Source organism: Methanofollis ethanolicus (assembly GCF_001571385.1).
In the GTDB taxonomy this organism is placed as follows: domain Archaea; phylum Halobacteriota; class Methanomicrobia; order Methanomicrobiales; family Methanofollaceae; genus Methanofollis; species Methanofollis ethanolicus.
This window is the reverse complement of the sequence record NZ_BCNW01000001.1, coordinates 2,151,473-2,176,290: the sequence shown is the minus strand read 5'-3', so window position 1 is coordinate 2,176,290 and position 24,818 is coordinate 2,151,473. Positions and strand designations below refer to the sequence as shown.

24 protein-coding genes and 1 other RNA gene are annotated in these 24,818 nt (G+C 61.9%); 11 read left to right on the top strand and 14 right to left on the bottom strand.

Annotated features, from left to right (window positions below):
- Window positions 1-60 precede the first annotated feature (60 nt).
- Window positions 61-1,092, bottom strand: coding sequence for a helix-hairpin-helix domain-containing protein (locus MEFOE_RS10565; protein WP_083523430.1), 1,032 nt, complete (start codon window positions 1,090-1,092; stop codon window positions 61-63).
- 92 nt (window positions 1,093-1,184) lie between these two features.
- On the opposite strand from MEFOE_RS10565, the gene MEFOE_RS10560 reads away from it, so the two are divergent.
- Together MEFOE_RS10560 and MEFOE_RS10555 are read left to right on the top strand one after the other, a co-directional pair.
- Window positions 1,185-1,736: a ferredoxin domain-containing protein gene (locus MEFOE_RS10560; RefSeq protein ID WP_067051893.1), complete on the top strand. Its 552-nt coding sequence runs from the start codon at window positions 1,185-1,187 to the stop codon at window positions 1,734-1,736.
- A gap of 8 nt (window positions 1,737-1,744) precedes the next feature.
- Entirely contained in the window at window positions 1,745-2,827 is a 1,083-nt protein-coding gene (locus tag MEFOE_RS10555) for a GHMP family kinase ATP-binding protein (protein ID WP_067051892.1), read from the top strand.
- 147 nt (window positions 2,828-2,974) lie between these two features.
- Here the strand turns inward: MEFOE_RS10555 and MEFOE_RS10550 are convergent, their stop codons facing one another.
- From MEFOE_RS10550 to MEFOE_RS10525, 6 genes are read right to left on the bottom strand one after another with little or no spacing between them, the layout of a single operon-like run.
- Window positions 2,975-3,496, bottom strand: coding sequence for a class I SAM-dependent methyltransferase (locus MEFOE_RS10550; protein ID WP_067051891.1), 522 nt, complete (start codon window positions 3,494-3,496; stop codon window positions 2,975-2,977).
- The gene (gene gltA, locus MEFOE_RS10545) at window positions 3,493-4,830 is read right to left on the bottom strand and encodes an NADPH-dependent glutamate synthase (protein WP_067051890.1); all 1,338 of its coding nucleotides are present in this window, start codon (window positions 4,828-4,830) and stop codon (window positions 3,493-3,495) included. The genes MEFOE_RS10550 and gltA overlap by 4 nt, the downstream gene beginning before the upstream one ends.
- Window positions 4,830-5,678: a sulfide/dihydroorotate dehydrogenase-like FAD/NAD-binding protein gene (locus MEFOE_RS10540; RefSeq protein ID WP_083523429.1), complete on the bottom strand. Its 849-nt coding sequence runs from the start codon at window positions 5,676-5,678 to the stop codon at window positions 4,830-4,832. The genes gltA and MEFOE_RS10540 overlap by 1 nt, the downstream gene beginning before the upstream one ends.
- A 41-nt stretch (window positions 5,679-5,719) precedes the next feature.
- Window positions 5,720-7,354, bottom strand: coding sequence for an archaeosine synthase subunit alpha (arcS, locus tag MEFOE_RS10535; protein ID WP_067051888.1), 1,635 nt, complete (start codon window positions 7,352-7,354; stop codon window positions 5,720-5,722).
- On the bottom strand, window positions 7,338-8,795 hold the full coding sequence (gene tgtA, locus MEFOE_RS10530) for a tRNA guanosine(15) transglycosylase TgtA (RefSeq protein ID WP_067051887.1): 1,458 nt from the start codon (window positions 8,793-8,795) through the stop codon (window positions 7,338-7,340). The genes arcS and tgtA overlap by 17 nt, the downstream gene beginning before the upstream one ends.
- On the bottom strand, window positions 8,796-9,362 hold the full coding sequence (locus MEFOE_RS10525; RefSeq protein ID WP_067051881.1) for a TIGR00296 family protein: 567 nt from the start codon (window positions 9,360-9,362) through the stop codon (window positions 8,796-8,798). It abuts the gene before it with no gap.
- Window positions 9,363-9,398: 36 nt separating this feature from the next.
- Between MEFOE_RS10525 and rnpB the strand changes: the two genes are divergently transcribed.
- The 3 genes from rnpB to MEFOE_RS10510 all read left to right on the top strand — a co-directional run bounded on the left by rnpB (window position 9,399) and on the right by MEFOE_RS10510 (window position 11,486).
- Window positions 9,399-9,732, top strand: an RNA gene (gene rnpB / locus MEFOE_RS10520) — RNase P RNA component.
- A gap of 205 nt (window positions 9,733-9,937) precedes the next feature.
- Window positions 9,938-10,531: a hypothetical protein gene (locus MEFOE_RS10515; protein ID WP_067051879.1), complete on the top strand. Its 594-nt coding sequence runs from the start codon at window positions 9,938-9,940 to the stop codon at window positions 10,529-10,531.
- Window positions 10,532-10,931: 400 nt separating this feature from the next.
- Window positions 10,932-11,486, top strand: a complete 555-nt coding sequence (locus MEFOE_RS10510; RefSeq protein ID WP_067051877.1) for a CBS domain-containing protein — start codon at window positions 10,932-10,934, stop codon at window positions 11,484-11,486.
- On the opposite strand, the gene tpiA is transcribed toward MEFOE_RS10510, so the two are convergent.
- The gene (tpiA, locus tag MEFOE_RS10505; RefSeq protein ID WP_067051875.1) at window positions 11,483-12,151 is read right to left on the bottom strand and encodes a triose-phosphate isomerase; all 669 of its coding nucleotides are present in this window, start codon (window positions 12,149-12,151) and stop codon (window positions 11,483-11,485) included. The two genes, MEFOE_RS10510 and tpiA, sit on opposite strands and share 4 nt — an antisense overlap.
- The gene (locus tag MEFOE_RS10500) at window positions 12,152-12,634 is read right to left on the bottom strand and encodes a multiprotein bridging factor aMBF1 (protein ID WP_067051869.1); all 483 of its coding nucleotides are present in this window, start codon (window positions 12,632-12,634) and stop codon (window positions 12,152-12,154) included.
- A 56-nt stretch (window positions 12,635-12,690) separates the two neighbouring features.
- Here MEFOE_RS10500 and MEFOE_RS10495 point away from each other — a divergent pair, with 56 nt between their 5' ends.
- On the top strand, window positions 12,691-13,929 hold the full coding sequence (locus tag MEFOE_RS10495; RefSeq protein ID WP_067051867.1) for a proteasome-activating nucleotidase: 1,239 nt from the start codon (window positions 12,691-12,693) through the stop codon (window positions 13,927-13,929).
- Between the two features lie 1,160 nt (window positions 13,930-15,089).
- On the opposite strand, the gene MEFOE_RS10490 is transcribed toward MEFOE_RS10495, so the two are convergent.
- Both MEFOE_RS10490 and MEFOE_RS10485 read right to left on the bottom strand, forming a co-directional pair.
- Entirely contained in the window at window positions 15,090-15,488 is a 399-nt protein-coding gene (locus MEFOE_RS10490) for a DUF5804 family protein (protein WP_067051865.1), read from the bottom strand.
- Window positions 15,489-15,495: 7 nt separating this feature from the next.
- Window positions 15,496-16,653, bottom strand: a complete 1,158-nt coding sequence (locus tag MEFOE_RS10485) for a proteasome-activating nucleotidase (RefSeq protein ID WP_067051863.1) — start codon at window positions 16,651-16,653, stop codon at window positions 15,496-15,498.
- 44 nt (window positions 16,654-16,697) lie between these two features.
- Here MEFOE_RS10485 and MEFOE_RS10480 point away from each other — a divergent pair, with 44 nt between their 5' ends.
- Genes MEFOE_RS10480 through MEFOE_RS10470 form a run of 3 tightly spaced genes read left to right on the top strand, consistent with a single transcriptional unit; the run spans window position 16,698 to window position 18,879 of the window.
- A complete protein-coding gene (locus tag MEFOE_RS10480; protein ID WP_067053225.1) occupies window positions 16,698-17,102 on the top strand; it encodes a DUF126 domain-containing protein in 405 nt (134 codons plus the stop codon).
- Between the two features lie 13 nt (window positions 17,103-17,115).
- A complete protein-coding gene (locus MEFOE_RS10475) occupies window positions 17,116-18,225 on the top strand; it encodes a TIGR04013 family B12-binding domain/radical SAM domain-containing protein (protein WP_067051862.1) in 1,110 nt (369 codons plus the stop codon).
- Window positions 18,226-18,237: 12 nt separating this feature from the next.
- Window positions 18,238-18,879, top strand: coding sequence for a metallophosphoesterase family protein (locus tag MEFOE_RS10470; protein WP_067051860.1), 642 nt, complete (start codon window positions 18,238-18,240; stop codon window positions 18,877-18,879).
- Here the strand turns inward: MEFOE_RS10470 and cyaB are convergent.
- Window positions 18,869-19,390 (bottom strand): class IV adenylate cyclase, encoded by a 522-nt coding sequence (gene cyaB, locus MEFOE_RS10465; RefSeq protein ID WP_067051859.1) that lies wholly within the window; start codon window positions 19,388-19,390, stop codon window positions 18,869-18,871. The two genes, MEFOE_RS10470 and cyaB, sit on opposite strands and share 11 nt — an antisense overlap.
- 56 nt (window positions 19,391-19,446) lie before the next feature.
- On the opposite strand from cyaB, the gene MEFOE_RS10460 reads away from it, so the two are divergent.
- Window positions 19,447-20,154 carry a peptidylprolyl isomerase gene (locus MEFOE_RS10460; protein ID WP_067051858.1) on the top strand — a complete coding sequence of 236 codons (708 nt, stop codon included), beginning with the start codon at window positions 19,447-19,449 and terminating at the stop codon, window positions 20,152-20,154.
- Between the two features lie 1,176 nt (window positions 20,155-21,330).
- On the opposite strand, the gene MEFOE_RS10455 is transcribed toward MEFOE_RS10460, so the two are convergent.
- Window positions 21,331-22,356 carry an mRNA surveillance protein pelota gene (locus tag MEFOE_RS10455; protein ID WP_067051852.1) on the bottom strand — a complete coding sequence of 342 codons (1,026 nt, stop codon included), beginning with the start codon at window positions 22,354-22,356 and terminating at the stop codon, window positions 21,331-21,333.
- The gene (gene rqcH / locus MEFOE_RS10450) at window positions 22,346-24,253 is read right to left on the bottom strand and encodes a ribosome rescue protein RqcH (protein ID WP_067051849.1); all 1,908 of its coding nucleotides are present in this window, start codon (window positions 24,251-24,253) and stop codon (window positions 22,346-22,348) included. Before rqcH ends, MEFOE_RS10455 begins: the two co-directional genes overlap by 11 nt.
- A 185-nt stretch (window positions 24,254-24,438) precedes the next feature.
- Between rqcH and MEFOE_RS10445 the strand changes: the two genes are divergently transcribed.
- Window positions 24,439-24,813 (top strand): EMC6-like membrane protein, encoded by a 375-nt coding sequence (locus MEFOE_RS10445; protein ID WP_067051847.1) that lies wholly within the window; start codon window positions 24,439-24,441, stop codon window positions 24,811-24,813.
- Window positions 24,814-24,818 lie beyond the last annotated feature (5 nt).

The following is a 24,818-nucleotide window of genomic DNA, read 5'->3' as shown; positions in this document are numbered from 1 at the left end:
CATATAGACAGGCGAGTTCTCGACACAGGTATGAATATCGATGTTTCCATCCTTTCTTCCTCAAAAAGACGAGAGCGTCGCCTGCACCTCCCTCCCGAAGCGGACGAAGGGACCTGCGTCTTTCATGCGGACGCCGCACCTCCTGAGGTCGGCAGGGGAGACGAGCGGCGCCGTCCGCCGCGCCGCACAGATCCGGCGGGCGCCGACAGGACCGATCCCCGGCACGCGGAGGAGGTCGGCGAGAGGGGCGGTGTTGATATCGACAGGCGGGAGGTCCTCTGCAAGCACCCTCTTCGGGTCGGCGTCGGGAAGAAATCCGTCGTCGTCCATCACGTCGCGGAGCAGATCCGGGGAGATATGATAGAGGTGGACGAGGGCGTCCATCTGGTACAGGCGCCTCTGCCGCCAGAGAGGAGTCGCCTCCCGGCACGCGAGAGGCGTCCCTGCCACCGGCGTGAACGCGGAGTAGTAGACCCGCGCCGGTGCGAGACGCCCATACTGCCTGGCGACACAGGAGAGGATCTCGGCGTCGCTCTCCCCCGCGGCACCGACGACAAGTTGCGTCGTGTGACGGCCAGGCATCGCCTCCGCCACCCAGGCCTGCCTCTTCTCGATGTCGCACCGATAGTCCTTCACCCCCGCGACCTCGGAGAGGCGGGATGCCGACGGCGCCTCGATGTTGATCGAGATCCTGTCGGCCACCCGCGCCGCATCGGCGATGTCGGCCCGTGCGGCGCCCGGGAGGACCTTGAGGTGGAGGTAGCCCTGAAAACCCCGCCGCCGCAGGACCTCGCCGGTCTCCACGATCCCCTCCATTGCCGTGTCCACGTCGCCCGCGATTCCTGACGAGAGGAAGAGGCCGTCCGCCCTCCCCTCGCGGTGCATCCTCAGGAAGGCGTCGGCGATCTCCGCCGGTGCCGCGGAACACTCTCCCGTACCGGTCCTGACACCGCAATAGGCGCAGTCGTACGAGCAGCGGGCGTTCAGGAGGACCTTCAGGAGACGCCCGCACCCGCCGGCGGTGTCGGGCGTGTCCAGGTCGGACCCGGGATATCTCTCTGCCGGCGGCGTGATCACACCCTGTCTCTCCATCAGACACCCGTCACCCCCAGGCGGGCAAAAGGGATCGCCGTGCGGCCCGAAAGTGAGGAGACTATATCTGTGTCCATGGCGATCGTACCCCCATGACTCCGGAATTCGAGGCGGTCAGGACCGTGGCAACACTGATGGCCCTTGCTGCACGGACGGCGCCGAAGGGAAAGGGTGTCGACACCATCGAGGTCGAGGTGCTCACCGGCACCGACCTCACCGACCTCGCCGACGCGATGCGGGCCTATGGCGAGGAGCACACCCTCGGCTTCTTCCTGCGGGACGCGAAGAACATCGAGAAAGCGGATGCATGTGTCCTGATCGGGTGCAGGGGGCAACAGACCGCAGGCGTCAACTGCGGCGGCTGCGGGTACCCGACCTGCACTGAGATGGCCGCCGCCGCAGGTGAAGAGGCGAAAAACGACGGCGTCCCCTTCAGGGGACCGAACTGCGTGATCAGGATGACAGACCTCGGCATCGCCGTCGGGTCCGCGGTAAAGACGGCGTCCATGCACAACGTCGATAATCGGGTCTTTTACTCCGGCGGCGTCGGCGCCCGTATCCTCGGCCTCCTCCCTGACTGCACCGTCGTCTACGCCCTCCCTCTCAAGGCCTCAGGGAAGAATATCTTCTTTGACCGCTCATAGAAACAGGCATGCCATTGATGAAGATCAGGGGCGGTGACCTCGACCTCGTCGAATACGATTTCGAGCCCTTCAGAGCAGGGACAAATATCCGCCCCCTCAGGATCGACCGGCCCCTCCGGCCCGTGCCCCGGCCCGGCACGTTCACGGTCAGGGCCCCGGCACGCATCCACTCGACGGTCCTGGACATGAACCGCTTCTCTCCCGACCAACCGGGTGGCGGAGGCTTCGGATATGCCGTCCGGGTGTACAGCACGGCACGTGCGGAGTGCACCGCCGAGGGCATCGAGATCGAGTACGAGCGTAAGCCGATCATCAGGCATATCGTCGAGGCCTTCAGGGCGACGGTGGGTTACCAGGGCGGGTTCAGGATCGCCGCGGACGACCACCACTACAAGCATGTCGGCCTCGGGTCGACCGGCACCATGCTCCTCGCCGTTAGCCATGCGATGAACGCAGCCCTCGGTTCCCCCCTCACCGCCGAGGAACTCCGGATCCTGGTCGGGAGGAACTTCGTCGAGGAGACGGCCGAAAATGATGACAGGGTGGCGTTCGGTTTCGAGACCGGTGTCGGCCCTGCTGCCAGCACCTACGGCGGCTTTGTCGTCATGGGCGACGAACTCGCCCTCGCATACCGCCACCCCTTTGCCGAAGGAAAGAACGTCTTCGTCATCATCCCGAAGAGCGGCATCTCCTCGTCGGGGAAGAGCGAGTTCGACCTCCTCATGAACCGGGCACGCGACCTCGACTACCGCGACCGCCCGATCAAGGCCTACATGGTCCTGATGGACCTGCTGCCCGCGCTCGAAAGGGGCGACCTCAAAAAGGCCGGGGACGTGATGTGGGAGATCGAGTTCAGGGGGTCGAAGAGGGCCGAGATCGAGCACCACGACTTCGCGATCTACAACATCATGAGCAGACTGCGCGAGGCAGGGATCGAGTTCGTGGGCATGAGTTCGGTCGGCCCCTCCATCGCCGTCATCACCGGAAAATCGGAGGAGGAGATGAAGGCGATCGCCGACAGCCTCGGTCTATCCGTGGCCCTCTCGACGGCGGTCGACAACGAGGGCCTGAAGGTCACGCAGACGGCGTGAATCCCTTCTCTCCTATTTTTCGAGTAATGTAGAGTTTCTGATCCGGGATTCCCGTTCCGGGGGACTTCAGTGAAAATCCGGTTTCCCGAAGGATAGGAATATCTCAGAGCCGAAAAAAAGTCCTCATCCCTCGAAGAAGGGGAGAGGTCAGTTCCCCTTCTCGACAATATAGACGTTCAGTTTCCCGAGGGGACGGACGGTGAGGGTGCCCATCGCCTTGAGGGCGCCCTCGAGCCAGGCGAGATCAACGGAGACGAAATCTTCCCCGCCATGCAGTTCGGCAAAGCCCTCTTCGGTGAACTCTGCAACGACGAACTTCTCATACGAGACCCGCGCCATTTCGGAGAGTGCCTGCTCCCGCCGATCTTCGGGGAGATGGTGGAGGGCCCCGAAACAGATGCCGATATCGAAGGCGTCCTTGCAGTACGGGAGGTCGGTCGCGTCGGCCTCCTCGAAACTGATCTTCTCCGCGACGCCCTCGCGTTCCGCCTCTTTCTCCCACTCCCTGATCTTCTCTCCGTCAATGTCGACGGACGTGACATAGCAGTCGTACTCCTTTGCGGCGATGAGTGAGAGAGGGCCGGCACCGATGTCCAGCACCTCCCGGTCGCTCACGTCCGCAAGGTCGAGGACGACCTTCCTCTCCTCAAGAAACATGCCCTTCTTCATTCTCCCCTCAGCATCCTGTCTATAGCGGCAGCAGCCTTCTTTGCCGACCCCATCGCCCAGATGACGGTTGCGGCGCCGGTCGCCACGTCCCCGGCCGCGTAGACGCGGGCGATGGCCGTCTGGCCGTCCTCGTCCACGACCACGTTGCCCCGGCGCTCGCGGGTCAAAGCGGGGAGCATGGAGATGAGGAGGGGGTTTGGGCCCTGACCGATTGCTTCGATGAAGACATCTGCCTCAAGCACGAAGTTGCTCCCCTCAATACATGAAGGCTTCGGCCTCCCGCTCTCGTCGAGGGCGCACATTTCCATCCTGGCGCACTCGACACCGGAGACCGTCTTCTCGCCGAGCACCCGCACCGGGTTCGCGCAGCAGACAAAACGGACGCCTTCGGCCTGTGCATTCGTGACCTCGACCGCACGGGCCGGGAGGTCCTCCTCGCGCCGCCGATAGACGAGGGTCACGTCGGCGCCGAGGCGCCGCGCCACCCTGGCCGCGTCCATCGCCACGTTGCCGCCGCCGGCGACGACGACCTTTGCGGCGCGCTTGACCGGCGTGTCGAACCCGGGGAAGCAGTTGGCATGCATCAGGTTCACGCGGGTGAGGAACTCGTTTGCCGAGTAGACCCCGCAGAGGTTCTCGCCCTCGATGCCCATGAAGTACGGCAGGCCGGCGCCTGTGCCCAGGAAGACGGCGTCGTACGCGAGGAGTTCCTCCGTGGAGACGCTCCTCCCGACGAGGTGGTTGAGCCTGATCTCGACGCCAAGGGCCTTCACCTGGTCGATCTCCGCCTGGACGATCTCTTTCGGGAGACGGAAGTTCGGAATGCCATACATCAGCACGCCGCCGGCCTCGTGGAGGGACTCAAAGACCGTGACCGCATGACCCATGCGTGCAAGTTCGGCCGCAGCCGTGAGGCCTGCCGGGCCTGAACCGACGACCGCCACCTTCTTTCCGGTCGGGGCGGCGACCTCCGGGGTCGTCACCCCGTGTTCCCTCTCCCGGTCGGCGACAAAGCGTTCGAGCGCGCCGATAGCGACCGGTTTCTCCTTCTTCGAGAGGATGCACGCTCCCTCGCACTGGGTCTCCTGCGGACAGACACGACCGCAGATCGCCGGGAGCATGTTGTCCTTCTTGACGACCTCTGCCGCGCCCGCGAAGTCCCTGTTTGCGACCCTCTGGACGAATGCCGGGATGTCGATGCAGACCGGGCAACCCTTCACGCAACTCGGCCGCACGCAGTTCATGCACCTGAGTGCCTCAAGGACGGCGTTCTCCTCGGAAAGCCCCTTGTTGACTTCGTTGAAGTCCTTAACGTGCTCTGAGACCCCGGTCATCAGTGCTCACCGCCGCAGCACCCGCAGCCGCCATGAGGGTGGTGGAAGTGTTCGAGCGCCTCCTTCTCCTCGTCGACGTACATCCTCTGCCTCTGCATGAGACCGTCGAAATCGACCTGGTGGGCGTCGAACTCGGGTCCGTCGACACAGGCGAACTTCGTCTCGCCGCCGACCGTCACCCGGCACGACCCGCACATCCCTGTGCCGTCGACCATGATCGGGTTGAGGGAGACAAAGGTCTTGACGCCGTACGGCTTCGTCACGCCCGAGGTCACCTTCATCATGATGGCCGGGCCGATGATCCAGACACACCCCAGTTCCCGCTCCTTGAGGAGCTGGTCGAGGACGGTGCTTGCGAAGCCGTGGATGCCCTTGCTCCCGTCGTCGGTGGTGATGAAGAGTTCATCGCAGGCCTCCTTCATCTCGTCTTCGAGGATGAGGAGGTCCTTGTTCCTCGCCCCGATGATCCCGATGACATGGTTTCCGGCTTCCTTCGCCTCACGAGCGATGATCGGGGTGCTCGCGACACCCACGCCGCCGCCGATGACGACGACGGTGCCGTATTTTTTGATATCGCTCGGCGTGCCGAGCGGCCCGACGACGTCCCTGATGGCGTCGCCCTTCTTCAGGGTGGAAAGGTGCTCGGTGGTCTTGCCGATGGTCATAAAGATGACCCGTACCGAGTCCCCTTTCACTGCCGAGATGGTGATGGGGATCCTCTCACCGGTCTCGTCGATCCTGATAACCAGGAACTGCCCGGCCCGGGCGTGCCGCGCCACCTGGGGCGCGTGGATCCACATCTGGAACACTTTATCTGCGAGCTGTGTTGCCTCCTCAACCAGATACAAACTCTACCACTCCAATGTCAAATGACTCTTGCTTCATGAGGTTAGCGTTCGATGCACTTTACTTTACGCACTTTCACCGCTATGCCGCGGTGGGACCTGACCATGTCCGACGCACCCATCATCGCCCGCCCGGTCGCCAGGGCCGAGGGACCGGCGACGAGCACCTCGTCGCCCGGTCTGATCGCGGGGTCGGCATCCATCACGCCCGGCGCCAGCACGTCCCCGTGCGGGACGAAGGCGTCGATCCGGACGCGGTAACCGCTGAGATACTCCCAGCCCTCGAAGGTGGGCTTGTACAGGCCTGTCCCGGGGTCGATGTTATAGAGAAGGGTCTTCCCCTTGAAGACCGCCTGCCGCCGGGGTTTCCCCTTGACCTGCATCCCTTTCGTCTCGACCTGTTCGCCGAACTGCCAGGAGAGGACGCCGGCGACCGGTGTGGTCCTCATCTTTCTCTCGCCGTCGAGGGCCTCGTCGAGGGCGCGCAGGGAGGCGGGGGACGTCGGGTGGCCGGTGCAGGTGCACTCGAGTTCGATCCCGCATGCCCCGGCCGCCATCTCCGCGACCTTCAGGGCCCCGCCTTCGAGGTGGGCGATCACCCTCCCGTACGGGTGCGCCTGCAGGTAGCGGGTGAGGATGTCGGAGAGGAAGGCGCACTCCTCGTGGTCCCAGTACCCGGTCACCGGGACGTCATAGTGGCCTGCCGGGTAGACGGCCTCGACCTCGCGCGGCACGACGCCCAGGGGCGAGGTGATGATCACCTCGTGGGCGCGGCCGGCGATGGCGGCGATATAGCGCTGGTGACTCTGCGACGAGGAGTAGGGTTTGCGCACCGCGCAGGGGAGGAGGACGGCGACGTCGTTCCTCGGCGGGACATAGCGCCCGATCACCCGCTCGGCAAAACGCTTCACCTCGGGCCTGTACATCGACTCGGCCGAGTTCGCGCGCAGCCTGACGGCACGCGCCGCGGGCGCCGCTTCCTCGGTGATATGATACTCCTGGTCGAGGAGGCGCAGGGCGGTGACCTGGTCCGGGTCCATCCGGCAGCGCTGCTCCATCAGTTCCCGAAGTTGCCCGCCGGCGATGAACCGCCGCACTGTGGCGCACTCGGCCCGGAGGGCGAGACGGTTGTGGAGGCCGAGGTCTCCTTTCGCGCACCCGGCGCAGGAGCAGGAGCCCTCTTCGATCTCCGCGAACGGGAACTCCCCTTCGGGGGTGCAGAAGAGGCCGCGGGCGGTCATGAGGTCGACGGCCGTGAAGTCGAAGAGGTCGAAGCCCAGGTAGACAAGGAAGCACGCATTCGAGGGGAGGGCCGCGGCCGGAGCATACCATGCCGCGTCCGGCGGGACCTTCTCCCTGAGGGCGGCCAGATGGCCGACCATGTTCCGCGCGTTGGCGAGGGTGGTGTGCCAGTTGGCGACGACCGCGCACTGTCCCGACTCGCCGCCGCCGAGGGCGGGGTGGACGATGACGGCCTCGCCGCCTGGCTGGACGAGATACTCCCGCGCAAACTCCGGGTCTGCAGAGAGGGGGACATTTGCGTGGTGGAGGGCGGCGAGTTCGGGGTAGATCTCCTCCATGTCGAGGGGGAGAGGCGTCTGGTACGTGCTGTCGTCCACCGAGAAGAGACCGGAACGGCCAAGGCCGTCCCGTCCCCTCACCTCAAATTGTGTCGGCATTCAGCACCTCCACGCCGGGGAGTTCGCCCCGCACGAACGCAGCCCATTCGACCGGACAGAGAACGGATACCGTGCTCTCCGGGTGGGTCTCGACGAGGCGCGCGATGCCGCGGCACCCGGCCCGCATCATATCCTCGTCCCAGGACGGGACCTCGGACTGCCCGATCGGGAAGGTCTCGGAGAGGCCCTCCGGGTACGGCCCGAAGGGCGGTTTGAAGAAGAGGATGTCGTCGTAGTCGCCCGGCGCCTTCCCTGCCATCGCGACAAGGACGCGGGGGCCGAGGGTGAAGCGCTCGACCATCGCGTGGTAGCGCACGACTTCGGTCCGCATGCAACTCTCCGAGCCCTGGTAGAAGAACCGTCTCTTCGAGACATTGTCCTGCTCTTCCAGGTCCTGTGCCTGGCGCAGGAACTCGCGGTAGCCTTCGAGGAGGCGCGGGTGGCTCCGGCACCGGAGGTCCAGGAGTTCCCAGAGGGTGCCGTCGGTGATCGCCTGCCTGATCCTCGCGATCTCGGCGAGGGTGACATAGAGGTTGTGGAGGGCGAGGAGACGCACCCTGTCAGGGCTCTTCTTCAGTTCCTCGGCCGTGTGGCTCCGGCAGACCTGGCAGGGGCAGGGGAGTTCGGAGAGTTCGTCGATCTTCAGGCTCCCGTAGGTGGTGAGGTACCGGCCGTCCTTCGCAAAGAGGGCGTAGGCCGCGGAGTCGAAGATGTCGCAGCCCATCGCAGCACCCAGGGCGAGCATGGAGGGGTGGCCGGCGCCGAAGAGGTGGACGCAGGTGGCGGGGGAGAGGCCCTTCTTCGCGCCGAGGACGACGTCGACGAGGTCCTTGTACCGGTAGTTCTCCATCAGGGGGACGACGGCGCCGACCGGGCAGAAGTCGAAACCGATCTCCTGGACGGCCCGGGCCGACCTCTCCCGCAGGTCGGGGAAGAGGGCGCCCTGGACGGGTCCGGCCATCTGGGCGTCAGGGCCGAGGTGCTCCCTCGCCTCGCGGATACGGGAGAGAGTGATCGCGAGTTCCTTCTCCGCACGCTCGCGGTCGGCGTCGGGCGTCGTCGGGATGTCGAGGGGCACGATGATATCCGACCCGATCGCCTTCTGGAAGCTGACCGTCTCCAGGTTTGTGATCTCGACGCCGCCGTAGACCATCAACTGGAATGAACCAGAGTCGGTCATGATGACGCCGTCGAAGTCGAGGACCTTGTGCAGGCCCTCGGAGAGGGCTCTTTCCCGGTACTCGGCGCTCTTCGAGAAGATGTAGGCGTTGGTGATGATCGCCTCGACGCCCATCTCCTGCATCTCCCGCGGCGTGACGAGGGGGAGGTGCGGGTTGACGACGGGGAGGAGGGCCGGCGTCCTGATGGTCTTCTCCCCCACTTTCAGCCTGCCTGCGCGCGCGGCGATGTCCTTCTGGAGGATCTCAAAGGATATTCCCATTTATGCTCCCTCCTCAGGGAAGATCTCTCCTTCGAAGGTGGCGACCTCGACGTCGGCCTTCTTCCAGCAACCGGGCGAGAGACCGGCCTTGATGCAGGTGTGGTCGAGGAACTCTTCCGCGTCCCAGCCGTACTCGGTCGCGACCTGCGGGAGGAGAAGTCCTCTCCTGTCATGGTCGGCGAGGATCAGTCCGTGCCGCCCGACCTCCACGTGGCCGGCCCGCTCCTCGGGCGGGCAGGCGAGGGGTTCGGGGGCTGTGAGGACGGTGACCTCGACCCTGACCTGCGGGAGTTCGGCGGCCTGTACCGGCGGGAAACGCGGGTCTTCGAGGGCGGCGGAGAGGGCCGCGTGGACGATCCCCTCGCCCAGGGGCATGACCGGATACGGGAGGCCGATGCACCCGCGTAAGGTGCCGTCCCGGGTAAGAGTAACGAATACGCCCCTTTTCTCAGAAAATATCCGGGGCAGTGGCGGCAGGGTGAACTCCTCACCCTGAAGGCTCTTTTCGAGGGCGTCGCGTGCGAGGCGCACCGCGGTCCCGCCCTCTTCACTGGTCAGCGCAAACATTAGTAATATATTCAGGGGCCCCCATATTATTAAGAGGAGAGGGAGAGTGCGGCCGACGGTGGCCTTCGGGCCGCTGAGGAAAGTCCCCCCACCGACCAGGCACGCAGCCGTACACAAGTGCGGATGGCGAGAGTCATGGCAATGACACAGAAACGACACGCCCCGCCGCCAGTTATGAAACGGCCGAGCCTTCGGGCGAGAAGCACCATCGGGTGCGAGTTAACCCGTTGAACGTAACGGCGGGAACCGATGAAACGGTGAATCCCTGCGGGTGCAAGCCAGAACAGGGCATACGGGCGCCTGGGCCTGCCCGGGTTTGGCGCGGAGCTGAATGCCGCATAGAACATAAGGGGGCTTACTCCTCCGACTCCACCATTTTGTATCCTCATGCCTCCAGCAGGAGCGACCGATGAAATCAGATTAGCAGGGTATTTTTATTCCCTGACTTTCTCCGGCCAGAAAACAAAATCGAAATTTTTTTATGTACCCGCGCATTTTAATATCTGGCACTTATCATGACACTATCAAAGAAAATAACCTATATTCTGGTTATATTTGCATTACTGACTCTTGTCATGGCCTCAGGTTGCTTCACGATGAATGTCCACGCGACGGCAAACCCCGACGGATCGGTCAGCGACTATCGCGTCGAACTCACGACAACCTCGTTCGTCTATACTATCCTGAAACAGAATGCCCGAGACGAAGGATATGCGGGCGTCGGGGACTATGTCCTGGCGAGATCGGATGACGGGGCCATGTCCTATGACGAAGTCTGGGACGGCGATTCGGTGACCATGAAGATCGCGGGCACCGAAAAGGTCGTACCTGACGGGACCAACTGGACACTTGCAAAAGACAGCGGGTTCCTGATCTACACGGACAGGAGATTTGCAGGCGCCGAGGGGATGGGCGAGTCGGGCAAGATCACCGATGCGATGCTTGGCAGTTGCTCCGTCCACTATTATCTGGAGATGCCCGGGAAGATCGTCGACTCCAATGCCAACACGGTCAATGAGAAGACGGCCGAATGGCATCTCACCGGGTCCGACGTCTTCAAAACGACAATCTATGCAAAGAGCGAACTGCCCGCCTTCCCTCTCCCGGGTTTCGGCGCCGTCCTTGCGGTCCTCGCCCTCGGGCTTCTGGTGTGGAGACGGCACCCGTAACATCCCTTTTTTTCTCGGGAGAATTTTTTTGTCTTGAGTGCTTGTGGAGGATGGCATTCTCCTTCCGAACGATTTTTGCGGGTAGTCTCTGGAAGGGATTGTCGATCCACCACCTTCCCATAATCTGGACCGGGGAAGAAAGACAGAGACCCTGAGAACGGAGACAGCCATGCACCTCCGATTCGATGTGGGAGTCTGGAGATGCGATCGGAGGGAGTCAAGAAGGTCGAAGACCTTCACTGTAGTCCCCCGGCACAGACACACCAGAATAGGAATTCTCCGGAGCATTTTATCGTCCCTCCAGCCGCGAGGAGAGAGCATCCAGCACTGTCGACCATCCTGGATTGGGCGGGTCAGGCAATGCATATTTTTATTGGATGGAATCACCATGAGTAATACCATGTATATTCCCACCCCCGCGGAACTGAGGGCCAAGAGGATCCTGCTCGGCCTCCGCCAGGCCGATGTCGCACGAAAAGCAGGCATTTCACAGTCCATGGTGGCCAGGATCGAGTCGGGCACCGTCGACCCGAGGGTGAGCACCCTCAGGAAGATCGTCCAGGTTCTGAAAGTTGCAGAAAATCCCTCGATCACAGCAGGATCAGTGATGCACGCCCCCGTCCATGCCGTCACCCCTGACGACGCGATCACGACCGCCGTCGCGATCATGGAGGAGGAAGACGTCTCCCAGTTGCCGGTGATCGAGAACGGCTTTCCCATCGGGTGCGTCTCGGAGTCGGCGATTGTCAATACCATCGAGCAGATCGGGATCGCTCGGGCACATACACGAAAAGTGAAGGACTTTATGGAGTCCAGTTTCCCGACAGTCCCCCCGGACGCCGATGTTGAGACAGTGGTCCACCTGCTCCAGCAGCACCATGCCGTCCTTGTCCTTGGCGGGGGAAAGGTTCAGGGCGTGATCACAAAGCACGACCTGATCACTCTTATTGGTTAGATCAGGGAGACAAGGTTTCTGAGGACGGCGGCAGGGTCCTTTGCCTTCACGACCGAGGAGGCGAGAAGGACACCGTCGGTCCCGAGTTCCAGCGCGATTTTTACGCACTCGCCCGTGCTGATCCCGGCGCCGGTGAGCACCTTCACCTGCGGGTTGACCGCCCGCACCGCCTCCACCGAGCGCTCGATGATGCCGGGGTCGGCCCTGGAGACAGAGACACCCGTCCCGATCAGTTCAGGCGGTTCGATGGCGACATAGTCGGGGGCAAGGGCCGCTGCTGCGGCGGTCGTCGTCTCATTGTTCGTGCAGATCACGGTTCCAAGCCCTGCACCCCGTGCTGCAGAGAGACCGGCATCGATACCGGCGAGCGTGAGACGCCTCTCCGAGTGATTGATGAGCGTACCCGTCGCCCCGACCGCCTTCACCTGTGCGGCAGTCACATGGCCGGTATACGCTCCGGGAGAGACGCCGTCGATATGCTGGGCATAGACGGGGATGCTGAACCCGGACGCGATCGCCGCAAGATCGGTGAAGGCCGGGGCGACGCCGATCACGACACCGCTCTCCCCGCTGACCGTCGCGGCGGCTGCGGCAATGGCGGCGGCCCTCTCGCCCATGCCCTCCGTATATGCTTTCAGGTTGACGAGGATCAGGGGTGTCGCCATTTACTCCCTCTTGATCGTGATGATGTCGCCGAGAGTCGTCGCAAGCCTGCCCCCCTTCTGTCTCCTCACCTCCTCGTCCGAGACATCGAGGAGAGAGATGCCGAGCACTTTTTCGAGCTTGACCCGCACCTCGTCTTCAGGGATCAGGTCGCCCTTCTCGATCTTCCTGATCAGGACCTCACGTTCCTTGATCTCGTTGGCAAGGTCCTTCTGGGTCCAGTTCTTCTCCAGACGGGCACTCTTGATCCTTTCGCCAAAGTCCTCGACTATCTCTCCGACCATCAGGTCGAAGACGTCACGGCCCCGGCGTTGAGGGGCCCCCGGTGTAGCAGCGACGGCTTTCCGTTTCGATTCGACAGGCCGCGGCTGTGCCACCTCCACCCCGAGGGTCGCACACTTCGGGCATACCTGAAGTACCGCACCCTCGATCCGCACTCTTTTCGGGGCGCCCTTTATTATAGCCCCACATAATTCGCACTGCATACTACTCGCAAACACATTTAAGTCACTTTATACTATATACCTATTCGAGGAGGACGATGGGGGACAGCGGCTGTGATTCACCCGACCCGCAGAACAGCGAAGAACTCTGCAAGTACCTGCTCGAACGGATCTCCAACCTGGAAAACCGCAACCTGGAACTCAGGGAGCGAATGCGCCAGATGGAGTCTGAAAAGCGGTATGTGGAGACGCAGAAGATCCGCTACGAGCGGGAAATGCGGAAATTACGGAGCGAGATCGAACAACTCAGGAGTCCTCCCCTCATTGTCGGTGAGATCCTCGACATCATCGACAACAACCGCGTCGTGGTCAGGAGCAGTGCAGGCCCGCGTTTCCTTGTCCGGGTATCCCAGTTCATCGAACCGAAGGACCTGAAGGCCGGGAGCAGGTGCACCCTCAACCAGCAGTCCCTTGCCCTGATCGAGGTGCTCCCGAACACCTACGACCCGCAGGTCTACGGGATGGAACTGGAAGACCGGCCTGAAGAGCGTTACTCCGATATCGGCGGGCTGGAACCGCAGATCCTGGAGGTGAAGGAGGCTGTCGAACTCCCGCTCACAAAACCCGAACTCTTCGAGACGGTGGGGATCACCCCGCCGAAGGGTGTCCTGCTGTACGGGCCTCCGGGGACAGGCAAGACCCTGCTCGCCCGTGCCGTCGCCCACGAGACAAACGCCCACTTCCTCCATGTCGTCGGCTCCGAACTCGTGCAGAAATATATCGGCGAAGGGGCACGTCTTGTGCGTGAACTCTTCGACCTCGCCCGCGAGAAGGCGCCGACGATCCTCTTTATCGACGAGATCGACGCCGTCGGGACGCACCGGACGGAGTCCGTCACCTCGGGTGACCGCGAGGTCCAGCGGACCCTGATGCAACTCCTGGCAGGGATGGACGGCTTCGAGGCCCGCGGTGACGTGAAGATCATCGGGGCGACGAACAGGATCGATATCCTCGACCCCGCCCTCCTCAGGCCGGGCCGTTTCGACCGGATCATCGAGATCCCGCTCCCCGACATCGAGGGACGCCTCTCGATCCTGAAGATCCACACAAAGGGCATGAACCTGGCAGAGAACGTCGACCTCACCGGGATCGCCTGCCAGACCGAGGGGAGGAACGGCGCCGACCTCCGTGCGGTCTGCATGGAGGCCGGGATGTTCGCGATCCGGGAGGAGCGGACGACCGTCACCAACGAAGACTTCGGGCGGGCGCTCCAGAAGTTCATGGCCGACTTCGAACGTCAACCCCTGAGAAATACAGTCGGCGAGATGTTCGCCTGAAACTCACCCTTTTTTTTAGCATATCCCAGGAGCATATCCCAAAACTCTCGTTCATTCCCCTTCCCCCGCATGCTGACCTCGGGAGAAAATCTCATGATCGGGTCGATGTCTTCCCGAATACCATGAAGAGTCGTGCGAAACCACCGCCTTCCCCCACCTCTCTACCGGGGGACTGACGCCCCCGGACCCCCGAAACAGGATAGGGTCGGGGAAGAGAGATCCTGATGAAGGAGATTGCCATCCACCCCCTATCCTGGTGGCAGGGGGACCGGGGGGGCGAAACCCCCCGGAACAGGCACATCTGAATAGAATTTTTCTCCCTATCGCTTCAGGAAGTACTTTCCCATGAGGGTTTCTACAGAGCCAATAAATGAGTGTTTTTTTGGCTCTGTAGAACCGGGCATGAGTCTCGGGGGACTCACGCATACGCGATGAAAATTGTTTTTTGTGGTCTGCTGGTCAACATGCCTTCCCCCACGCTCGCGCCGGGGGACTACCTCGAAGACCTTCGGTCTTCTCGTTGCCCCCGGACCACCGCAGTGCGATAGGGCCGGGAAGGCAGAATGCGGACCTCCCATCTCGAAAAGGGGATGCTCGATGAGAGTTAGAGTCTCGTGCAAACCCGGAGAGACATTCTCCAAGATCATTTTCATGGTAAATCCTATTCTGGAGTGTCTCGTCCGGGGGGCTGCCACCCCCCGGTCCCCCGCCATGAGGATAGGGGGGTGGAGGGCAGTCCCCTCTTCAAGATGCACGTTTGCCCTTTTGAGGTCCAATCCTGAGCAGGGGTCCGGGGGCAAAAGTCCCCCGGTGCGAAGATGGAGGAAGGCGGTTGGGCCACGTTCATACACGGAAAAGGCGAGGGTTTCTACAGAGCCGTTTTTTTCTCTCTCTCCCCGGGGAGACCCCCGGATCCCCCGAAGACGATAGGGGAGGGGCGGCAGCAATTTCTCGAACGACACCGTACTTCAGAAATTTCTTCCGGTCACAACATATCAAGGCCGGAGAGTTCTGGGATGGCCTCTTTCTCTGCCGTCTCTGGATGTGTCCGCCTGTTCTCCGCCTGAGAGAAAGACGTCCCCTCTCCGTACCCGAGTCCTTTCCAGAGCGTGAAGGACCAGGAGGATGGCACGTGCTCTCGTCTCTGGATGTACGGGCAGTCACCTGACCTGGATCACCTCGCCGGGAAGCGCCCACACCTCAAGGGTGCCGTCCGGTCCCTCCGTGATCACGGGGCGACCATCGGGAAAGCCGATGAAGAAACGGTGGTCCGGCGGTTGGTCCGGGTCGACCGCCCTCTGCTCAATCGCATGGGCGTAGGCGAGGGTGCAGGAATGGCCCGGTGCCATCTCGAAGAGAGTGAGTGCAACGTACCGTCTGAGGTACCACCTCAGTTCTGCGGCAAGGGAGAGGGCCACACCAAGGGATACGACCCTTATGGACATACCGTACGGCATTTTTTCGGGGCGGTAGAACCTGAGGATCTCGCGGCTTGTCTCTGATGCAAAAAAGGTAGTGGTGAGGTCGACTCCCTCATGCGGGATGAGGAGCAGGCGCATGGTCGGTTCAGATGTACATCCGGAGATCGCCTGCGTTTTCCTTGCGGCTGACCTTCCGGATAGCCTCAAGGAAGTCGTTGTGCTCCACGGCCACGGCATTCCTGCGGACCGCCCGCATGCCGGCTTCGCGGCAGACCGCCTGGATCTCGGCGCCTGTCATACCCTCGGCGAGGGGGACGAGCGCTTCCAGGTTGACATTGTCAAGGCTCATCTTCCGCGTGTGGATCTTGAAGATCTCCCGGCGCGAGTCGGCGTCAGGGACCGGGACCTCGATGATCCGGTCGAACCGGCCGGGCCGGAGAATCGCCGGGTCGAGCATGTCGACGCGGTTTGTAGCCGCCATGATCCTGATATTGCCGCGGTTGTTGAAGCCGTCCATCTCGGCAAGGAGTTGCATCAGGGTCCGCTGGACCTCGGCGCTTCCCGAGGTGCCGTCGTTTGTACGCTGGCTTGCGATCGCGTCGATCTCGTCGATGAAGACGATTGCCGGGGCGTGCTCCCGCGCGAAGTCGAAGAGCTCCCGCACCAGCTGCGCCCCTTCCCCGATGAACTTGTGGACGAGTTCAGAGCCCGACATCCTGATGAACTCGGCATGGGCATTGTGCGCCACGGCCTTTGCGATGAGGGTCTTCCCCGTGCCGGGCGGGCCGTACAGCAGGATACCCTTCGGGGGTTCGACGCCGACCTTCTCGAAGATCTCGGGCCTGGTGAGCGGGTACTCGACCGCCTCGCGGACCTCTTCGATCTCTTCTTTCAATCCGCCGATCTGTTCGAACGTGACGTTCGGCGCCTCTTCAAGCTCCATAACCCTGACACGGGAGTCGTAGGTGATGCCGATGGGCTTCACAATGGAAAGAGCATTGTTCACCGCAACCTTCATGCCCACACTCATCCCGTCGTAGAGTTCGGGGTTGACCCGTGTGATGTATTCCTGGTTGTTTCCCTGCTGCCTGAGATAGACCTCGCCGTCACCGAGTTTGTCAACAACAGCTGCAACAAAGAGCGGGACCCGCTTGAGCTGGTTGTTTTCCCGCCGCAGCTGGTTGACCTCTTTCTGGAGCAACTCGTTCTGCATCTTCAGGTCCAGAACCTTCGCCTTCATTTCCTGGACCTGGAGTTTGTACAGATTATTGTCATTGTTGACGCCAATCACAGAGTCTTCCATGTCACTAATATAGTGGATTCTTTATACATTTATTAGGTGTGTCTGTGATAATCAATGGAAGAGGCATTGCTCGGGGAACTGCGACCGGGAGGTTGCTCGTTTCCCCGGCACCACTGTCATTTCTCTCAGGGGTCGACCCTGAGAGCGGCGTGATCATCGAAGAAGGCCATCCCCTCAAGGGTGAATCGATTGCGGGGACGGTCCTTGCATTTCCCTTCGGGAAGGGTTCGACTGTCGGGTCCTATGTAATGTACGCCCTCGCACGGAACGGGAAGGCGCCGGCCGCCATCATCAACGAGGAGGCCGAACCGATCATCGTCACCGGCGCGATCATCGCCCATATCCCGATGGTCGACCGCCTCGAAACCGGGCTCTCGGGCCTGCCTGCAGGCGTGACCGTGACCGTGACGGTGGACGGAGAGGCGGGGACGGTTTCATGGGAGGCATGAGAGGGCAGACAGGATGCAGGTGAACTGGCGGGAGATCACCGCGGCGAAAAATTCCTTTGCCGCCCTCTATGCGGCCTGCGAGGCAGAGGGGATCACCGTGCGGCTGTCGGGCGGGCCCGAAGGCGACGTGACCTGCTACAGTCTCAACTCCATCAATGCCCCGCACTTCCAGGACGAGATCGCATCGGCGCCCTGCACCACCATCGTCGGCGGCCCCCATGCGGCGGCATGCCCTGCGGAGGTGGCGAGGTACGCCGACTATGTCGTCACCGGCGAGGGTGAGCACACCCTCCCGCGGCTCCTTCGGGCGATCGAGGCAGGGGAGACCGGACCGGTTCCGGGTGTGGCCACAAAGGACGGCATCTGTCCTCCCGACCATACGGTCTTTCTCCCCGCGTATCCCCCCTTCTCGCAGTTCAAAGGATACATCGAGATCTCCCGCGGCTGCCCTTTCGGGTGCGCGTACTGCCAGACCCCCCGGATATTCGGGAGGCGGATGCGCCATCGGCCCGTGGAGGAGATCGCCCGGTATGCGGCACGGTTCCGGGACGCCCGTTTCGTCACCCCGAACGCCCTTGCCTACGGTTCTGACGACGGCATCCACCCTCGCCTCGACCGCGTTGAACGCCTGTTTCGTGCGCTCCACACAAACCAGATCTATTTCGGGACCTTTCCCTCGGAGGTGCGGCCCGAGTTCGTCACCGACGCGTCTCTCGACCTGATCTCGGCGCACTGCGCAAACCGCCGCCTCCATTTCGGGGCCCAGTCGGGAAGCGACAGGGTGCTCGGACTCCTGCGCCGGGGACATACCGTCGCCGACGTCGAGCATGCCCTCGACCTCTGCCGTGACCATGGCTTCATGCCCGTGGTCGACTTCATCGTCGGCCTCCCGTGCGAGGAGGACGAAGACGAACTGGCGACCCTCGCTCTCATCCGCGAGGTCACGCGCCGTGGGCAGGCCCATGTCCATCTTTTTATACCGCTGCCCGGGACGCCGATGGCAAACCTGGGGCCCAGGGGGCTTCTTTCGGAGACGCAACGCGATCTTGGCCGTCTTGCACTAAACGGGAAAATTTCCGGTTCCTGGGACGATCCTGAGAGAAGATTTTATAGGAACCGTTAGAGAAGTTCTATCATGATGGATGTGCTTTTGCTGGCAGACCTTCATGGCCAGTTGGGCAAGCTGGAGTCCTTCATGGCCCTCCAGCCCGACTTTGTCATCATTGCTGGCGATCTCACACAGTTCGGACCATGTGATATGGTCAACAAGATGACCTCGCTCATCGACGTACCGTGCTTTGCGGTACCGGGGAACTGTGATCCATGCGATATCTGCGATGCTCTCGAACACTCGGACTGTGTCAATCTCCACGGTGCTACATTCTCGCTCGGGAAGATTTCGATGGCCGGCGTCGGCGGGTCCAACCCGACGCCCTTCGAGACGCCCTTCGAGTTGAAAGAAGAGGAGATTGAACGTCTGATCAAACAGGCTACGGCTCACATGGACAGGAATGTCCATAATGTGCTGGTCAGCCATGTCCCGCCTCACGGCGTCTTTGACCTGGCCGGTGAGGACCATGTGGGCAGCACAAGTGTCAGGAACCACATCAAGGAGTTCGACCTCGTCTGCTGCGCTCACATGCACGAGAACAAGGGGGTCACCGAGGTGGACGGCGTCACGATCGTCAACCCGGGCCCGGCCTCGGAGGGCAACTGCGCCCTGATCCACTTCGGCGACGAACCGAAGGCGATCGAGATCGAACTGCTCACTGTCTGAGCAGTTCAAGATAGGACTGCGGGATGTGAGAACCCTCTATCCCCAGTTCTCCTTTAATTCGTTCGATCTCTTTTTCCGCTTCCGCCCCTGCTTCGTGCGCCATCACCTCGATCTCGACGAAACTCCCGAGGCCGTCCACCTCATCGAGGGCGACGGACGCGGTCCCGAGGGCAAACTCCTCCCTGTGCTTCCTGACCTCCGCGCTCCTGACAAAACCGAGGCGGCGCAGGATCTCCTCCAGGTTCTCCCCGGACTCCACGGTCAGGTTGAACTCTTCCCTGGTCTTTGCACCCTTTGTGGCGAGTTTCGGCCCTTTATAGGTGAGGGTGCACCTCTCGCCCTCGTACCTGACCCTGAGGGCCTCGTCGGTCCGGCCGAAGTCCCGCACCGGGTGGTTGTAGTAGACGTCCTGCTGGTCGGCGACAGACGGCGTTCCGGCGCCGATCCTGACAAGACGGGAGCGGACCTCCGGGAGATCAGGGACACGTATTTTTGTTTCCACTTCAAACATCTATGGCACCATTTTAAGTATTTTCGTCGAGACTTGATATAGACAAGGTGTATATTATGGCAATTCAGGAAGGAGACATCGTTAGACTCAACTATACCGCCCGTGTGGAGGGCGAGATCTTCGACACCACCGTCGCCGCTGATGCAGAAGAAGCAGGCATCAAGAGCCAGAAGGACTATGCCCCGATCGTCGTTCGCGTCGGGAGCAACCATGTCATCCCGGGCCTTGACGAGGCTCTCGTCGGCAAGGAGATCGGCCAGCAGTACGAGGTCGAGGTCGAGGCCGAGAAGGGCTTTGGTCCCCACGACATGAAGCTTGTCGAGTCCGTGAACGCCAACCAGTTCAGGGAGAAGCCAAAGTTCGGCATGCGTATCCAGTCGGGCGACCGCGAGGGCGTCGTCGTCAATGTGGTCGGGAAGAGGGCCGTCGTCGACTTCAACCACCCGCTCGCCGGCAAGGCGCTCTCCTACACCTTCACCGTCGAGGGCATGGTCGAGACCGTCGAGGAGAAGGCAAAGGGCTTTGTCAAACTCTTTGCAGGCCGCGAGATGGACGTCACCTTTGCCGAGGGCACCCTCACCCTGAACCTCCCGGCAGGGATCAACTACGACCGCCGCTGGGTCATGGCCCGCGGGATCGTCGTCCACCAGATCTTCGAGTTCATCCCCGAGGTGCAGGACATCGTCTTTGTCGAGTCCTTCAAGCGCCCGGAGATGCCGGCAGAAGAACCGGCAGTTGCCGAAGCTGAAGCGAAGGAAGAATAAATACAATCCCCTTTTTTCCTTTCCGTCAGCCCAGCAGTCCTGCATGTGCGGAGCGAAGGGGCTCATCAGGGGACCGTTTTTCAACTGTCGATCTGTGGGAAGAGATGTCGATCCGTTTTCATTCACAGAGGGTATTCGGAACGGATCCTACCCTCTGTCATGTCGACACTGGAAAGATCCTGGTCTATTGTCTGTGCCGGGGGGCTGCCGCCCCCCGGTCCCCCTGCCACCAGGATAGGGGGTGGAGGGCAGTCCCCCGGCTAGATCGTGGGGAAGGCAGTGGATCTGTGTACCTCTTCATAGGATCGGGGTTACATCGGCCGAAGTACGAGGGTTTACCATGAAAATGATCCCGGGGAACGACTCCCGGGTTCGCACGGGGCTCTGACTCTCATCGAGCATCCCATTTCAGAGATGGAATCTCCGCCTTCTGCCTTCCCGGCCCTATCGCACTGCGGGGGTCCGGGGGCAACGAGAAGACCGAAGGTCTTCGAGGTAGTCCCCCGGCGCGAGCGTGGGGGAAGGCATGTTGACCAGCAGATCCCAAAGAACAATTTTCATCCCGTATGCGTGACCCCGCGGGTCATGCCCAATTCTACAGAGCCAGAAAATCTTTGATTTTCGAGTTACGGGGGCTGGGAACGGAGTGAGCACAAGAAAATCTTTGATTTTCGACGTCAGTCCCCCGGCAAAGAGGCGGGGGAAGGCGGGGGTTTCGCACGATTTTTCAGGGTATTCGGGAAGACATCGACCCGATCATGAAATGTTCTCTCGAGCCCCCATGCAGAGATGGGGAGAGTGAACGAGGGTTTTGGGATATGCTCCTGGGATATTTTCCGAGCGGAACAAGGGTTCAGGGACGCCCCCATAGAAAAGAGAAAATGGGCTTTGGAGAAATCCTCCTCCATCGGTTGATAGTGCGTGCTGATCCTCTGCCTTCCCGTTCGCCGGGGGACTTTTGCCCCCGGACCCCCGCGCGAGGATTGGTCCCGGGAAGAAAAGGTCGGAGTCCTGGAGGAGGAGGAGGCCATCCCTGCCCCTATCGTAATGGCAGGGGGTATGGGGGGCGGCAGCCCCCCTGGACCAGGCACATCTGAATAGAATTTTTCTCCCTATCGCTTCAGGAAGTACTTTCCCATGAGGGTTTCTCCAGAGCCGAAAAATGATATCCCCCCCTCACCCGAGGGGATAGCGGAGCAGGGCGGCGATGCCGCCGAGGGCGTTGAGTTGTCCGCCGGGGTCGAACTCGGAACTGAAGACGACGACCCGCGCGTTGATCCTCTCCGCCTCTTCGAGGAGACGGGCGATGCCGGCGTCCCTGATCAGGGCATCGGCGACGAGCACCTCCTCGGCAGCGCCATATTCGACAGCCTTCCTGACCTCGGCCTTTCCGTACGCCACCGCCCCGCCGGTGCCGATACGTTTGAGCACCTCGTCCATCCTGGTCACCTCGCGGGCGAGCTGGAGGTCGCCGGCGAGTCTTTCGAGGACACCCTGGCCGATTGCGTCCTGGACGGCGCCGCGGCCGATCCGCCGCGTCTCGACGGTGACGACCCTCTCGCCGAGGTCGGGGTCTTTCGCCTTCAGGTACCTGACAAAGTCTTCCTTGACAAAACCCGGCCCCGCGACGACGACCGGGCCGGTGACATCCTTCAGGGAGGACAGGGCGTCGGCAAAGAAGGCGGTCCTGCCGTCGATCTCAGCACCCTTCCCGCTTCCTGCGGTGATGGTCGTGACCCTCTCCGGGCCGTACTGCCGGATCCTGAAGAGTTCGGCCTCGCCTTCCTCGATGGTGAGCACATGGACGACATTGTGGAGAGAGGCCCCGACCGCCCTCTCGACCCTTTCGAGGTCGATCCCCCGCCACCTCCTGATCACCGAGATCTCGTAGCCCGGCTCGACATTGAGTGTATGGTACGAGGCGATGTCCATGCCCGATTCGATGATGCCGCCGACCCTGAGGCGGTTGGCGTACGGGTGGAACTCCACCTTCTCCACCCTGATGCCGAGGCGGACCTGCCTCTTCTCGGCCTTTTCAGGGCGGAGTTTGTCCGTCGCCGCGTCGACGGTCCGCAAGGTCGTCGCAAAGACGAGGTCGCGCGGCTCGATGAGGTGTTCAAGGTGCCAGAGGTCGTCGAGAGACTCGGGGAACAGCCTGATCTCGCCGTACGATCCTTTCAGTTCGCCGTACTCAGCCTTCATGCTCGCCCACGATATCAGACCCGCCCGGCGGGACAAAGGCGGCGATCGCCTCGGTGTTCAGCGCGGTCTTCAGTCGTTTCCAGGTATCCTCGCCGATCTTCTCCCTCATGAGACGCTGGACCTTCTTTGCCACGTCGTTCGGTTCGAAGGTGCCGGGAGAAAGTTCGACGACATATTGTGTCCGTGTCCGCACCGCCGCCACCGGCCCGCCGATGATCGCAACGCTTGGCTCTTTCTGCACCCCGATTGCCGTGCCGAGCTGGACGTCCTTCACATAACGCCTCTCGCCCCGCACGATGAAACCGCCGCGGGCGACGAACTCGCCCGACTCGGCGGTCTTGCTCACCTGGTCGGGGCGTGCGAAATAGACGTCTGCCGAGAAGTGCCCGGCCTTCCAGGCATTGGAGTACGATGCGGCGAACTGGGCGACCTCGTCGTCCATGTGCTCGGTCTCGCCCTTGACGATGACGACCGAACCGCCGTGCACGTCGGCGTGGACGAAGGTGTCCTTCCCCTCCATATACTTCTTGACCAGTTCTTCGTTCTGCGAGGCGTCCCGCCCGCCGAGGACGAGGGTGCCGTCGGTCGTATAGAACCACCTGAACCTGTGGAACCACTTCTTCTTCAGGAGGTGGAGGGTCTCTTTCGGTTTCTCCTTCGGTTTTGCGGCGCCGCGCTCTATCGCCGCAAGGGCGCCCTCGGTCTTCTTTCTGAACTTCTTGACCTGGTCGTAGTAGTGGTCGAGGTTTGCCTCGACATTCTCGTGGACAAAGATCTTCACCCGCACCCCGAGGTCGAGGTCGACGGCCGCCTCGGCCGGGTGGACGGCGACGACCGCCTTCGCTGCAGGGAGGTCACTTTTTTTGAGGACTTCCTCGATCTCCTGCCAGGAGAGGCTCTGGCTTGCCCGTTCAAGGGTGGCGATGACGTCCTGCACGAGGGGATAGTTGGTGTAGACCGCCTCGACCGCCTTCTCGGCCTTTTTGATCTTCCCCGCGAACTTCTTCAGCGCCTCCTCCTGCTGGCGGAGGATCACCTCTTCCTTCGAGAGTTTCGGCCGTTTCGCCTCGGCCTTCACCGCGGCGGCTGCCTGGAGTGGATAATATGCTTCCAGGGCCTTGTTGAATGTGGAAAACGCCTCTTTTTCCTCTCCCATGCCCCGGATCGGCCAGCACCCACTCGCCGTGGTCACCGGTTCCCTCTGCCCCTCGACCATGCCGATGACCTGGTGGAGCGCTGCATACACCGCCCCGGCATCGGCTTCGGCAGCCGGAATGCTCTTGTCGACCCCGGCACGGCTGCAGGCGAGTTCGGCATAGGCGCCGCCGAGGAGGCAGTTCACGGCAAGGGTCCTGACAAGATCGCGGTCTGAGGCCCTGAGCATCGCGGCGAAGGACTCGCTGTCGAAGCCGCTGCAGTCAGTCCCCTCGGGGAGGGCATAGGCCTCTCCAGGCACGACGGAACGGTCTTTGAAGCGGTGGTGCCGCAGGGGCTTGGTGATCACCCCGGCCTCGTCGAGGAGGATGGCATTCCCCTCGTCGAAGAGTTCGATGACAAGCCTCAGTATCCCGGCCTTCTTCGCCACATCGATATAGAAGATACGCTGGAGGCCGTACTGCCCGATGGCAGTCACCCGTCCCCCTTCGAGGTGTTTGCGAAGGAACATCGCATACCCCAGGGGATTTTTCGGGGACTCGGGGAGGGCCCCGACCAGGTGGGCGCGCCTGCCCGTCTCGACGAGGAACTGGTACTTCGCCCCCTCGTTCCCGTTGAGGCGGATCCCCAGGGTCTTCGCATCGTACTGATAGATCTTGCCGATCCAGAGCGGGAGCAGGGCCGACAGTTCCGCCGTCAGTGCCCTGACATCCATCCCGCTCATCCCCTGTTCGTTTGCCATTGTCCCACGCTCTTTGTACGTATGGGTCCAGAACGCTCTTTAAGATGCCCCCGCAGGTATGGACACCACCGCGTGCAGGTCGGCACCGCTCCCCTGCCCGGAGTTTCTGCCCGTGCCGGTCCCGTCGCCCGTGCAACACGAAATTAAATATGGCTACAACGCACAAAATAGACCACTGATGCATCATGGGCGAGGAGGAAAAACTGTCGCAGGCACCCGAAGCGCCGAAAAGCAAAGGCGCAAAGACGAAAGAGGAAAAACAGAGGGAGCATAAAAAGCGCATCCGGAGGACCCTTGTTGCGTGCTTCCTCGGTATCGCGACTGGTCTGCTCTCCTTCTATATCTGCGGGACTCCCGACCCTGCGACAGGTCTGCAGCAAAACCAGATCATCGGCATCCTCCTCCTCATGGCCGGTGTGGTCTTCCAGAAACACATCTTCATGCTGATGAAGATCGACTACACCGAGTTGAACAACAAAGACTGGTTCTATCAGGCGTTCATGACCTTCGCCTTCTGGTTCATCTCCTGGTCCACCATGCTCACCACTTCATCGATGTGATCATC

Excerpts from the sequence above, each read along its gene's own strand:
- MEFOE_RS10565 (WP_083523430.1), bottom strand. The coding sequence starts at position 1,092 with ATGGAGAGACAGGGTGTGATCACGCCGCCGGCAGAGAGATATCCCGGG.
- MEFOE_RS10560 (WP_067051893.1), top strand. The coding sequence starts at position 1,185 with ATGACTCCGGAATTCGAGGCGGTCAGGACCGTGGCAACACTGATGGCC.
- MEFOE_RS10555 (WP_067051892.1), top strand. The coding sequence starts at position 1,745 with ATGCCATTGATGAAGATCAGGGGCGGTGACCTCGACCTCGTCGAATAC.
- MEFOE_RS10550 (WP_067051891.1), bottom strand. The coding sequence starts at position 3,496 with ATGAAGAAGGGCATGTTTCTTGAGGAGAGGAAGGTCGTCCTCGACCTT.
- gltA (WP_067051890.1), bottom strand. The coding sequence starts at position 4,830 with ATGACCGGGGTCTCAGAGCACGTTAAGGACTTCAACGAAGTCAACAAG.
- arcS (WP_067051888.1), bottom strand. The coding sequence starts at position 7,354 with ATGCCGACACAATTTGAGGTGAGGGGACGGGACGGCCTTGGCCGTTCC.
- tgtA (WP_067051887.1), bottom strand. The coding sequence starts at position 8,795 with ATGGGAATATCCTTTGAGATCCTCCAGAAGGACATCGCCGCGCGCGCA.
- MEFOE_RS10525 (WP_067051881.1), bottom strand. The coding sequence starts at position 9,362 with ATGTTTGCGCTGACCAGTGAAGAGGGCGGGACCGCGGTGCGCCTCGCA.
- MEFOE_RS10515 (WP_067051879.1), top strand. The coding sequence starts at position 9,938 with ATGGCCTCAGGTTGCTTCACGATGAATGTCCACGCGACGGCAAACCCC.
- MEFOE_RS10510 (WP_067051877.1), top strand. The coding sequence starts at position 10,932 with ATGTATATTCCCACCCCCGCGGAACTGAGGGCCAAGAGGATCCTGCTC.
- tpiA (WP_067051875.1), bottom strand. The coding sequence starts at position 12,151 with ATGGCGACACCCCTGATCCTCGTCAACCTGAAAGCATATACGGAGGGC.
- MEFOE_RS10500 (WP_067051869.1), bottom strand. The coding sequence starts at position 12,634 with ATGCAGTGCGAATTATGTGGGGCTATAATAAAGGGCGCCCCGAAAAGA.
- MEFOE_RS10495 (WP_067051867.1), top strand. The coding sequence starts at position 12,691 with ATGGGGGACAGCGGCTGTGATTCACCCGACCCGCAGAACAGCGAAGAA.
- MEFOE_RS10490 (WP_067051865.1), bottom strand. The coding sequence starts at position 15,488 with ATGCGCCTGCTCCTCATCCCGCATGAGGGAGTCGACCTCACCACTACC.
- MEFOE_RS10485 (WP_067051863.1), bottom strand. The coding sequence starts at position 16,653 with ATGGAAGACTCTGTGATTGGCGTCAACAATGACAATAATCTGTACAAA.
- MEFOE_RS10475 (WP_067051862.1), top strand. The coding sequence starts at position 17,116 with ATGCAGGTGAACTGGCGGGAGATCACCGCGGCGAAAAATTCCTTTGCC.
- MEFOE_RS10470 (WP_067051860.1), top strand. The coding sequence starts at position 18,238 with ATGATGGATGTGCTTTTGCTGGCAGACCTTCATGGCCAGTTGGGCAAG.
- cyaB (WP_067051859.1), bottom strand. The coding sequence starts at position 19,390 with ATGTTTGAAGTGGAAACAAAAATACGTGTCCCTGATCTCCCGGAGGTC.
- MEFOE_RS10460 (WP_067051858.1), top strand. The coding sequence starts at position 19,447 with ATGGCAATTCAGGAAGGAGACATCGTTAGACTCAACTATACCGCCCGT.
- MEFOE_RS10455 (WP_067051852.1), bottom strand. The coding sequence starts at position 22,356 with ATGAAGGCTGAGTACGGCGAACTGAAAGGATCGTACGGCGAGATCAGG.
- rqcH (WP_067051849.1), bottom strand. The coding sequence starts at position 24,253 with ATGGCAAACGAACAGGGGATGAGCGGGATGGATGTCAGGGCACTGACG.
- MEFOE_RS10445 (WP_067051847.1), top strand. The coding sequence starts at position 24,439 with ATGGGCGAGGAGGAAAAACTGTCGCAGGCACCCGAAGCGCCGAAAAGC.